We start from the raw sequence: 10,711 nt of genomic DNA, 5'->3' as shown, positions 1-10,711 counted from the left end.
CAAGATTGGCAATCAGAACCATGATCTGGTGATTGATTTGGTCACCACCGAAAACGGTTATCCCACCGCCGACATTCAAGCCCAAACCTTCTATTCTATGAAAGATGCCCAAACCGGATGGGCTGGGGCACGCTATGATGTCCCCTTAACCGTGCTCGATGATCGTCTCACCGCTTTTGTGATTAAAACCGATGATGCTGACCATTCCGTCTCATTGGCAAAACTTGGTGATTTTGATGAAGACAACCAAAGATATGTCTCAAGCCACCCTTATGTGACGGGACCGCGTTTTTCCTCGGTCAATGCTCGCAGCTGGACAGCCCATCAAGATGAGGCTTTAGCTTTTCGGGTGTTGGCTGCCCGCTACAGGCAAACAGAAAAGACGGTTGATTTAGGCGAATTTGATCTTGTGGACTGCTCTGATTTACAAGTGCGAGCGAGCGTTGAATTACCCTCCAGTGATTGTTCTGTCATCTTTGAAATTGAGCGTAACAATGGCACGGTTTACCAACTTCTGCCCTTCCAATTGCTAAGCCTTAGCGAATATATCAGTGAAAAGGTCAAGCTGCGTGCGGTCCTCAAAGGCACAGAGAAACTCTCGCCCGTGTTATTTGCCCCCATTCAATTGATTGCAGGAAAGATCCATAAGGAAGCTACTTATGTCACGCGTGCTTTTGCCTTTGGGGAAAAGGCAAGGTTGACCAGCTATATCAAAACCTTTTTGCCGGGGGGTGCCAGCTTTTCATTGGAGATGCAACTGGATGATGGGGCGTTTGTCCCTTTGAAACTCGATGAAACAGAACAATTACCCGAGCCTCTTTGGACAGAGCGAAAATTCATTAGCAGTGATAAGACAGCCAAACAAGCACGCTTGAAATTGACCCTGACCGGTGGACCATCCGCGCGGTCCATGGTGCGTGATTTTGGCGCTGGCATATTATGAGGGAACAACAGACATGACAAAGACAAAAAAACTCGACATGGAATTGCCTAAAGAGGGGCGTTTTATCAGTTCTGAATTCCCCATCTTGCGTGAAAACCTCAATAAACTTGATCAAGCGCTTGTGGCTGTTGAGGAAAAGATAGACGAAAAGGCGCCTTTACAACACACGCACAGCATAGGGGATGTAAGAGATCTAGAAAGCGCTCTCAATGGCAAGATGGCAGCGGATAAAACCTTCAGTTTTGCTGATTTAAGCGATATCGAGGGGGCAAAAGATGCCGCCAACAATTATGTTCTCTACAAATCAAGCAATAATAATTTTACTTTTGGGAGTGCTGTCTCACTGTTAGGAGCACACCAACATAAAACCGAAGATATCGTAGGGCTTGATGATTTTCGAGCCAAGATCAATCAAGATCTGACAAGCTATGGACGCCTAGCAAACCCCAATGAATGGAAAAATTACAATAAATTTACCAGCAAAGTCACCATGAGTGGTGGCTTAGAACTGTTGGGTAATTCGTCGTTTAGCCTTATTCATAATGGTGAAGTGGTGACAAGTTTAAACACAACCGGAAGCACATTGAAAGGACCTTTAAAAGTCGATGGCGATCTTGTTTATACGAAAGAGCAAGTAGATGCTTTAATCAAAAAACGTAAAGAAGAATACATTGAAATCACTATGCTGCAGAATGGCAATATTCCTTGGCCTGACGGTGTCACAGATGATACAGAAATTGAAATCATGGCTTGGGGAGCTGGCGGCAGCGGTGGTCAACGTGGAGGAGGTGGTGGCGGTGAATGTGTTACTCTAAAAATTCAAAAACGCCAATTGCAGAATAATGACGTGATAACTATAGGAAAAGGCGGATATGGAAATGGTGCTAATGGTGGTAATACATTAGTGGGGTCTGTTCTTACAGCTCGCGGGGGCAAGGGGAATAACGGTTATATTGGTGGAAATAGTGGTGGTGGTGTTTCAGGTGGTTGTGGCCATACTTCCAACAACGAGAGCGGTTTTTCAGGAAAAAGTCATGCATGGCATGGTGGAAGTGGTGGTGGGGGTGCTGTGAATAATGGTCGTGGCGGTAATGGGGGGGATAGTAGTTATGGTGGTGCAGGTGGTGGTGGTAGTGGTGGGGATGGTAATGTACCTAATAATGGAGGTAAAGGTGGAAAAAGCCAGTATGGTGGCAATGGAGGAAACGGTGGTGAATTAGGAAATGGTGGTGGCGGTGGCGGTGGCTATCGAGACGGTGAAGATGGAACAAGGAATAGTTTTGGACGGGGTGGTGATGGCGCCGTAAAATTGAAGGTCTTTGTATAAAAAGTAATGATACGCTTCTAAACGTATGCTTATTGTATAAGCAGGTTTGTATGATCTTTAAAATCTTTTTCAAAGCTCTTTTAAGGGCTTTTTTAGCATATACAATGTAAGCTATTTGTTGACATTAATAGTCTTTCACGCTATATAAAGGGATGATTAAAACGTTTAAAAGCAAAACATTGGCAGAATTATTCAGAACGGGAAATTCATCCAAGATTGATAAGAGGCTTGTAAAACGTATCATGGTTCGTCTTGATCGTTTAGATGTTTCTGAAAGACCAGAAGATATGAATCTTCCAGGATTTAACTTTCATTCTTTGATTGGATATTCACCCACTCGTTACACTGTCCACGTTAACGGACCATGGTGTATTACCTTTGAATTTGACTCATGTAATGCTTACCGTGTTGATCTTGAACAATATCACTAAGGATACAGTTATGAATGACATTCCTGCACAAAGAGATAAAAACCGCTGCCCTACTCATCCAGGAGAAGTTTTAGCAGATATTATTCCTGAGACAGGCAAAACAAAATTAGAAATTGCACAGATGCTCGGTATATCACGCCAACATCTTTATGATATCCTGAAGGCAAAAAAGCCTGTTTCTCCTGCTATTTCTGCTTGCCTTGGAAAAATGTTTGGTGATGGAGCTGCCATATGGTTACGTATGCAAGCCAATTATGATGCTTGGCATGCAGAGCGTGATATTGATGTTTCTTCTATTCCAACACTAACAGCTAATGAAGTAGATACGCAAATGGAACATAGCCATTCGTAACCTTCTCCCCGCCCTAAAGACGGGGAGATGAGTCATGTTTTTTATTTAAGCAGCTTTTACAATAGTTTTTTCTAAGACTTGCTTGGCTTCTTCAACAAGCGTTTTATAATGTTTGCTCTCTTCTACTAACGTAAAGGCTTTAACAAGATGCATATGGAGAGGTCCATAAATATAAACAGCCTTTTCAGTAGCTCCCATTTCATCCCAGTTACTTGGAAAATCAAATCGTGCATCGCGGTCATTATCCATTAACTTGTTTTTTAAATCATAGAAAGCTTTAACGAGGGCTTTTTTAAATGCACGCACTATATCGTTATTGCGCATATAGGTCATGAGTAGAGTTGCTTGTGGTTCATTGAGGATAGCAATGACTCTCTTTTGTTTTCCACCTTTGGTTCCAAAGGGTGAGATTTCAAATCCAACCCTTCCAAATTCTTCAAAGTCTTCAATATTTTGACGTACAAGCTTGATAACTGTAGCATGATTGTTCCCAACACCCTCAGCAATTTTTAAAGAGGTTGTCACAGCGATACCAGCACTGTTTATCGTGACTAAATTGTTCATGATGAACTCCTTGTTGATTAATGTTTGTTAATGACACTCAATGAAGAATGCCGGGTGCTAACAAACACGGCAACAAGCCCGTCGTTATGCCTTCCCCTAAAAGGGTATTGTATAGCATAACCACACCCGACAACATTATTATACGCTACACGCATATAATGAGTCAAAGTCTTTAGTCTGCGGAAGATTAGTTATTTCGGCAACCAATCCGCTTGTTGTTTTAAGGTGTTTGTTAGGCACCTTTTTATGAATCTAACGGTTTTAAAGTTTTTGTCAAGTCGCTCGCAAGATCGGCTTCCACCTCTCATTTTTTCCCATTCATTTCATTCGCCAATATTTTAAAGGAGTATAAAATGGCAACAGGTTTTTTACACGGTGTTGAAGTCGTTGAAGTTGATGACGGCACCCGCCCCCTTCGTGCGGTTCAATCGGCAGTTATCGGGATTGTTGGCACAGCACCCGATGCCGATGAACAAATATTTCCTCTTAACACACCGGTTCTGGTAGCGGGCTCTCTTTCACAAACCGCAAAGCTTGATAAAACAGGCAAACGACGCGGTACATTACCCAATGCCCTTGATCTCATTTTCAAGCAAGTGGGGGCACTTGTCGTTGTCGTACGCGTGCAAGAAGGTGATAATGAAAATGCGACACTCACCAATATTCTGGGTGGTGTAAACGCAAATGGTGCTTATGAAGGCGTTCATGCTTTCATTGGAGCACAATCTGTTGTGGGACAAACACCACGTATTCTGATTGCTCCAGGATTTACACATCAGCACCCTACCAGTGTGGGTATTGAAGGGGATGAAACTGATGCGACTGCCAAAGCCGATATCAGTATCACTTCTAACCCCGTCGCAGCAGAACTGATTGGCATTGCAGAGCGCCTGCGCGCTATTGTGGTGCTTGATGCACCCAACACAACAGATGAAGCAGCTCTTAGCACAGCAAAGGATTTTGATTCAAAACGCGCTATTCTCATTGACCCGTTTGTAAAGGTAAATCGTGATGGCAAAATTTTAGAAGAACCCGCAAGTGCAGCGGTTGCTGGTGTCATTGCTAAAAATGATTTTACCCATGGCTTTTGGCATTCTCCTTCTAATAAAGTGATCAATGGGATTGTGGGAACTGCGCGCCCCATTGATTTTTCCATTGGTGACAGATCAAGCCGTGCCAATCTTCTCAATGAACAAAACATCACAACCATTATTCGCGAAAATGGCTATCGCCTCTGGGGTAATCGCACACTCTCAAGCGATACAAAATTTGCTTTCTTATCCGTGGTACGCACCGCAGATATGATCAATGATGCTATTTTGCGCGGGCATCTATGGGCTGTCGACCGCAATATCAAAAAAAACTACATGCATAATGTCAGTGAAAGCGTCAATGCCTATTTGCGTGATTTAAAAGCGCAAGGCGCCATTCTTGGTGGACACTGTACGCCTGATCTAGAGCTTAATACAGCAAGCGCCATTGAAAGCGGAAAAGTCTATTTCAATGTTGAATTCACCCCCACAACACCAGCAGAACATATCACGTTCCGTTCACAAATCATCAATGATTACCTAGAGGAGATCTTTTAATGACCGTACCTGTTTTACCAAGAGTTTTGAAATATTTTAACATTTTTGTCGACGGTATTCCCTATCAGGCAAAATGTGAAAGTGTCACCCTACCGAATTTGAGTTTGGTCGTTGAAAGTTATCGCGGCGGTGGCATGGATAGCTCCATTGAGGTTGATCTTGGTCTTGAAACCCTCACGCTTAGCATGACCATTTCTGCTTGCTCTCCAGAGTTAATGGCTCTGTTGGGACGCTCTGATGTTGACATTTCATTAAGAGGCTCCATGCAAGCACAAGGTACTCCAGCAGAAGGCGTCATTATTACCATGAGAGGGCTTTGCAAAGGCTTTGAAATGGCAGAATGGCAACCGGGAGGGAAAGCAACATCCACAGCAACATTCACATTGCATTATTTCAAATATGTCCAAAAGGACGTTGAAATCGTTGAGATAGACGTCCTCAATATGGTGAGAAAATTCAATAACGTTGATCAATTAGCAAAACATAGAGAACTTTTAGGAATGTAAACATGACACAACAATCAAGCATTACCCATCAATTATTCATACCAGTTGCGTTTGAAGGAAAAAAGCACAGCGAAATTACTTTGCGTCGTCCCAAAATAAAGGATGTGCAGGCGATTGATAAAAAGGAAGGTGTAGAGCAAATGATTGCTATGATTGCACGCCTTTCTGGATGGTCCCATGAGGCTGTTAGCGAACTTGATATCGATGACTTGTCAAGCATTGGAGAGATTCTTGAATCTTTTATCAAACGGCGGGAAACCTCGACTGGGAAACCGCCGCAAAACTCATAGCCGATATTGCTATTGTTTTTCATTGGTCGCTTTCAGACATGTTGGAAATGGAGCCCAAAGAGTTAATTTTTTGGCGAAATTTAGCAGCAGAAAGGCATAAAACAAAATGAGCAAAAAAGTTGCAGATGCAAAGGTTCGTCTCTCTCTTGAAGACAAACTCACCGCACCGATCAAGCGTCTTCAAAAAGAGTTCGGTGTGCTTTCAAAAACAATGTCACATAAATTGGGTGTTCATCGTTTTTCTGCTGCAGTTAATAATATGACCAAAAGTCTGAAAGGTGTTCAAGGTGCTCTTGGTATAGCGGCAAAACGCACTGCGATCTTTTCTGGTGCTTTGGGGCTTGCTGGTGGTGGTCTTGTTGCCAGCTTGGGTGCTATTACCATGAAGACGATGCATATGGGGGATAGCCTTCATCACGCCTCACACCATTTAGGGATGAGTGTTGCGGCACTTCAATTATGGGGCTATGCTGCGGATCATTCAGGATATTCTGCCGAACTCTTTCAACAGTCCTTAGCAACTTTAAATAGGCGTTCTGCACAAGCATATGCGGGACAAAGAAGAGGCATTATGGGCTTTGAGGCACTTGGCATTTCTGTCAAAGATGCGTCAGGAAAACTCAAATCAAACTCCGCCTTGTTGGAGGAAGTGACCGACAAGATGAGCAAAATAAAGAGCCAAGCACAAAGACAGCATATTGCTGCTCTTCTGTTTGGTGGTGATGGCAAGGAAATGGCTACCATGCTCTCGCAAGGCATGAAGCCAATCCAAAAACTGTTTGCACAGGCACGAAAGGGAAAATGGCTCATAGGTGCTGATGTTGCCAGTTATGCAGCAGATTTGACCGATAAACTTGATGATTTTAAGAAAAAATTAGGCGGTATCGCGAGCTTCATTGGTGCACGTTTCATGCCCGTGATCAATGATATGGTTGACGGTTTTTCAAAGTTAATTGATGAAAACCGTGACCTCATTCAAACAACCGTTGCACGTTGGGCGAAAACCTTAAGAAAAGTCTTTAATGATTTGCTTAATCCTACCTCTGATTTAAGAAAAAGCATCAGTGATCTCACAGAAAGGATTAAAGGCTGGTTCCAATGGCTAGAACCTCTGATTGGTGAAATAACCCTTTTCAAGGTGGGGCTTGTCGCTCTTGGTTCCTTCATTTTTGGTCCACTCATTGCCGCATTAGCAGCCGTGGGAATAGCATTTGTTAGCCTTGGCTATACAATTATGACGACGCCTATCGGTTGGTTAATGGGTGGTATTGCAGCTCTTGTTGTCCTCTATAAATATTGGGACAAACTCAATGGTTGGGTAGCTGCATCTTTAGCCGCAGTTGGAGCCGTTCTTACCGGAGCATTCATTGCTGCAATGGTACCAGCTGTTTCCGCAGTTGCTGGTCTTGCGGTATCTCTTGTAGCGTCACTTATCCCAGCAATAACCGCTGTTGGTTCTGCTTTTATATCACTTGGTGTTGCTATCATGACCACACCTATCGGTTGGATCATTGGCGGCATTGCAGCTCTTGTTGCTGCCGGATATCTGCTCTATAAACATTGGGATACAGTCATAAGTTTTATAAGCAAGCTATGGGATTCTTTTGTGAGCTTATGTAGTAATGTTTTCAATAACCTCTTGACGTTCTTTAAAAACTTTTCACCACTCTCTTGGATTGCGACAAAAATCAATGAACTCATTGAATGGCTGTTTGGTGTCGATTTAATGGAAGTAGGCTCCAATCTTATTAATGGGCTTTGGGAGGGCATCAAAAACAAATGGAATGCTCTGTCTGAATGGTTTAGCGGCATGATGAGTCAATTAACCAGTTGGATGCCAAACTGGATGAAAGAAAAGTTAGGGTTTAATGTTTCAATCAACAAAACTTCAACGAAGACCATTAAAACCTTTACCAATGAAACCAATACACGGGCAAAAAAAATGCTCGATGCAGCTGTGGTTACAAATACCCCTCCTGAAAAACGCAAGAATGGTTTTAATACAGTAGCCGTTGAAACAAGGCATATGGAAGCTCCAAATGCAAAAGTGGGCGCCTTCAAAGCTCCCAAGCCCATTACCGTTCATAAGCCGGTAGAAGTAGATGCTCGCGTGATGATTTCAAATTTAAATATTTCCGTCCCCAATGGTCTTAAAGATGAAATCAGAAACGCCGTTAATCAAGCTCTTGAACGCTATGCCAAACAGCAACGCTTGGCTATAGCCTCTAGTCTTTCGGATTAAACATCATGATGTTAGCTTTGGGTGGTTTTATCTTTTCCATTGAAACAGCCGCTTATCAAACCCTTGATATGTCTTATGGCATTCCATGGGTCGAGCAAGGGCGATTGAGACGCAAAGCAGCACTTCAATTGCCTGCCGTTGCAAATGCGGAATTTTCTTTAACCGGTGTGATCTATCCAGATTTTAAAGGCGGTCACGGACAAATCGAGTATTTGCGACAAATGGCACATAATGGTCCTCATATCCTTGTGACCGGTCAGGGGAAAATTTTAGGCAAGTTTGTCATCCTTTCTGTAGAGGAAAAGCAAAGCATTTTTCACCAAAACGGGTCCCCCAAAAAACAAGAATTTACAATAAAGTTGAGAGAATATGGTGAAGAGCTATGAGTGATCTTTACGTGACAAAAGAAGGCGATATGGTTGATGCTATCTGCTGGAGATACTATGCCAAGGGTCAACAAGCCCTTGCTGTTGAACGCGTTTATGCAGCAAACTTTGGTCTTGCAGACTATGGACCCATCTTAAAAGCAGGCATCACAATCGTTTTGCCAACCCTCCCCTATCCTAAAGCCACACCGGTGATTAGAATTTGGGGCAGTCAATCATGAAACCTTTTTGCACAGTGATGGCAAATGGAGAGGACATCACAAGAACTCTGATGGACTATGTTTTGTCGATTGAAATTACAGATGAAGCAGAAGACAAAAGTGACCGCATTACCATAGAGCTTGATGATCGTGCCCGTGAGTGCGACAATGGCTTTCTTGATATTCCTCTCATCGGAACAATCATTTCCGTAACACTTGGCTATGAAGGAGGCAAAAACCGCGATATGGGAGCCTATCTGATTGATGAAATCTCTGTAAGCAGCCCCCCACAAAGTTTAAGCGTGACAGGACGCTCTGCCGCTATGAACACGTCTTATAGAACACCCAAAAGCCAATCCTATCACCAACAAACCCTTGGCAGTATTGTTCAAGAGATAGCAGAGCGCAATGGCTATACACCAAAAGTTGACCCTGCTCTTGCAAAAATTGTTGTGCGTCACATTGACCAAACTTCTGAAAGCGATATGGCTTTTGCCACACGCCTTGCAGAAGACTACGATGCGGTAGCAAAACCCGTTGATGGCAAGCTTGTTTTGGCTAAACGGGGGGAAGGCAAAGCCATCACTGGTGAAACACTTCCCGTTGTTATTATCCATGAAAAACTCTGCAGCTCTTGGGATTTTAAATACAGTGCGCGTGATGAAGCAGGAGCAGCCAATGGCTTAGCAACAGAGGCAGGAGATGATCAAAAAGCCGCTGCTGATGCACGAGAGCCAGAGGAAATTGATGGTGGCGAAGATGTTATCCATATGGATGAAAGTGAAGCCCCCAATTTGCCTAAAGCAGAGACGGAAGCCAAAACACTTGAAAATCAAGAGCAAGAAGAAGAGAAAAAAGGCGGTGTTATTGCAAGCTATCATGATATCCGTACTGGTGAAAAAAAGGAAGTCAAGGTTGGAAAACCACCGTTTCATGAACTCAAATATACCTACCACAATCAATCAGAAGCTGTTGGGGCCATTGCGGCTTATCGCAATAAATCATCGCGTGGTAAATCTTCTTTCTCATGTGATATTGGTGGTGATCCCTTTGTACAAGCAGAAGCAAAGCTTGTTCAAGAGCCTCCTTTTCGCCCCTATATTCCAACAGAATGGCGCATCAAAAGCGTTAAACACAAGCTTGATAAAACAGGTGGTTATACCACAAAAATAGATTGCGAGCTTTTTGATGAAACCCAAGAAGATGCGGCTGGAAACGTTGCAAACACCACACCAGACAAAGATGATACCCTTGACCCAAACGCCCCACCTAACGCATGTGATGAAGGCGAAGGCGTAATCCATATGGATGAGGAAGATAGATAAGTCAAATTAGCAAAAAAATCTCGAAAGCTGCTTGACAATGTGACGACAATATGAATAATCGAATCGGGTGCCTAACAAACACCTTAAGCAACTAGCGGATGGATTGCCGGAACAATCTCTTCTCCGCCAACTAAAAGTTTTGACTCGTTGTATGTTACTCGCATATAATGGCATTGTCGGGTGTGGTTACGCTATACAATACCCTTACGGGGAAAGTGTAACGACGGACTAGTTGCCGTGTTTGTTAGCGCCCGACACTCTCTTAGAGTGTCATTAACAAACATCTAACAACTAGGGGTTCATAATGACTCTCATTAAAATATCAGAACAAGCAATTGGACAGGAGATTGTTCAAACCGTTAGTGCACGCGAATTGCACGCATTCTTAGAGATAAAACGGGATTTTTCCAATTGGATTAAAGATCGTATCAATAAATATGATTTTAAAAAGGAAAGAGATTATATTTTAACGCTCGCCAAAATTGGCGAACGTCAAAATGTGGTATTAAAAGAATATCATCTCACCTTAAATGTAGCCAAAGAACTTTCGATGCTT

13 protein-coding genes and 1 pseudogene are annotated in these 10,711 nt (G+C 43.0%); 13 read left to right on the top strand and 1 reads right to left on the bottom strand.

Going from position 1 to position 10,711, the window contains the following annotated elements; genetic code table 11:
* The 4 genes and pseudogenes from BN338_RS07200 to BN338_RS07185 form a co-directional block, all read left to right on the top strand.
* Positions 1 to 943: pseudogene (locus BN338_RS07200) on the top strand (DUF4815 domain-containing protein); the annotation flags it as partial.
* Positions 944 to 956: 13 nt separating this feature from the next.
* Positions 957 to 2,270: a Bgr_08870 family protein gene (locus BN338_RS07195; protein WP_039760501.1), complete on the top strand. Its 1,314-nt coding sequence runs from the start codon at positions 957 to 959 to the stop codon at positions 2,268 to 2,270.
* 152 nt (positions 2,271 to 2,422) lie between these two features.
* Entirely contained in the window at positions 2,423 to 2,701 is a 279-nt protein-coding gene (locus BN338_RS07190) for a type II toxin-antitoxin system RelE/ParE family toxin (RefSeq protein ID WP_039760499.1), read from the top strand.
* A gap of 10 nt (positions 2,702 to 2,711) precedes the next feature.
* Complete coding sequence (locus BN338_RS07185) at positions 2,712 to 3,053, top strand: HigA family addiction module antitoxin (RefSeq protein WP_039760496.1); 342 nt, start codon at positions 2,712 to 2,714, stop codon at positions 3,051 to 3,053.
* A gap of 45 nt (positions 3,054 to 3,098) precedes the next feature.
* Here the strand turns inward: BN338_RS07185 and BN338_RS07180 are convergent, their stop codons facing one another.
* Positions 3,099 to 3,617 (bottom strand): Rha family transcriptional regulator, encoded by a 519-nt coding sequence (locus tag BN338_RS07180; protein ID WP_039760494.1) that lies wholly within the window; start codon positions 3,615 to 3,617, stop codon positions 3,099 to 3,101.
* Between the two features lie 353 nt (positions 3,618 to 3,970).
* Between BN338_RS07180 and BN338_RS07175 the strand changes: the two genes are divergently transcribed.
* The 9 genes from BN338_RS07175 to BN338_RS07140 form a co-directional block, all read left to right on the top strand.
* The gene (locus BN338_RS07175; protein WP_039760492.1) at positions 3,971 to 5,206 is read left to right on the top strand and encodes a phage tail sheath subtilisin-like domain-containing protein; all 1,236 of its coding nucleotides are present in this window, start codon (positions 3,971 to 3,973) and stop codon (positions 5,204 to 5,206) included.
* Positions 5,206 to 5,712, top strand: a complete 507-nt coding sequence (locus BN338_RS07170; RefSeq protein ID WP_039760490.1) for a phage major tail tube protein — start codon at positions 5,206 to 5,208, stop codon at positions 5,710 to 5,712. Before BN338_RS07175 ends, BN338_RS07170 begins: the two co-directional genes overlap by 1 nt.
* Positions 5,713 to 5,714: 2 nt before the next feature.
* On the top strand, positions 5,715 to 6,002 hold the full coding sequence (locus tag BN338_RS07165) for a phage tail assembly protein (protein WP_039760488.1): 288 nt from the start codon (positions 5,715 to 5,717) through the stop codon (positions 6,000 to 6,002).
* A gap of 38 nt (positions 6,003 to 6,040) precedes the next feature.
* Positions 6,041 to 6,112, top strand: a complete 72-nt coding sequence (locus tag BN338_RS13195) for a hypothetical protein (RefSeq protein WP_083868446.1) — start codon at positions 6,041 to 6,043, stop codon at positions 6,110 to 6,112.
* Complete coding sequence (locus tag BN338_RS07160; protein WP_039760486.1) at positions 6,109 to 8,244, top strand: phage tail tape measure protein; 2,136 nt, start codon at positions 6,109 to 6,111, stop codon at positions 8,242 to 8,244. The genes BN338_RS13195 and BN338_RS07160 overlap by 4 nt, the downstream gene beginning before the upstream one ends.
* 5 nt (positions 8,245 to 8,249) lie before the next feature.
* The gene (locus BN338_RS07155; protein ID WP_039760483.1) at positions 8,250 to 8,630 is read left to right on the top strand and encodes a phage tail protein; all 381 of its coding nucleotides are present in this window, start codon (positions 8,250 to 8,252) and stop codon (positions 8,628 to 8,630) included.
* A complete protein-coding gene (locus tag BN338_RS07150) occupies positions 8,627 to 8,851 on the top strand; it encodes a tail protein X (RefSeq protein WP_039760481.1) in 225 nt (74 codons plus the stop codon). The genes BN338_RS07155 and BN338_RS07150 overlap by 4 nt, the downstream gene beginning before the upstream one ends.
* A complete protein-coding gene (locus BN338_RS07145) occupies positions 8,848 to 10,155 on the top strand; it encodes a contractile injection system protein, VgrG/Pvc8 family (protein ID WP_039760479.1) in 1,308 nt (435 codons plus the stop codon). The genes BN338_RS07150 and BN338_RS07145 overlap by 4 nt, the downstream gene beginning before the upstream one ends.
* Before the next feature lie 301 nt (positions 10,156 to 10,456).
* On the top strand, positions 10,457 to 10,711 hold a 255-nt coding region (locus BN338_RS07140; RefSeq protein ID WP_039760504.1), incomplete at its 3' end, for an antA/AntB antirepressor family protein.

This window comes from Bartonella queenslandensis AUST/NH15, from assembly GCF_000312585.1.
GTDB lineage: Bacteria > Pseudomonadota > Alphaproteobacteria > Rhizobiales > Rhizobiaceae > Bartonella > Bartonella queenslandensis_A.
Note: the sequence above shows the minus strand (reverse complement) of the source record. Positions and strands in the feature narration are given on the sequence as shown.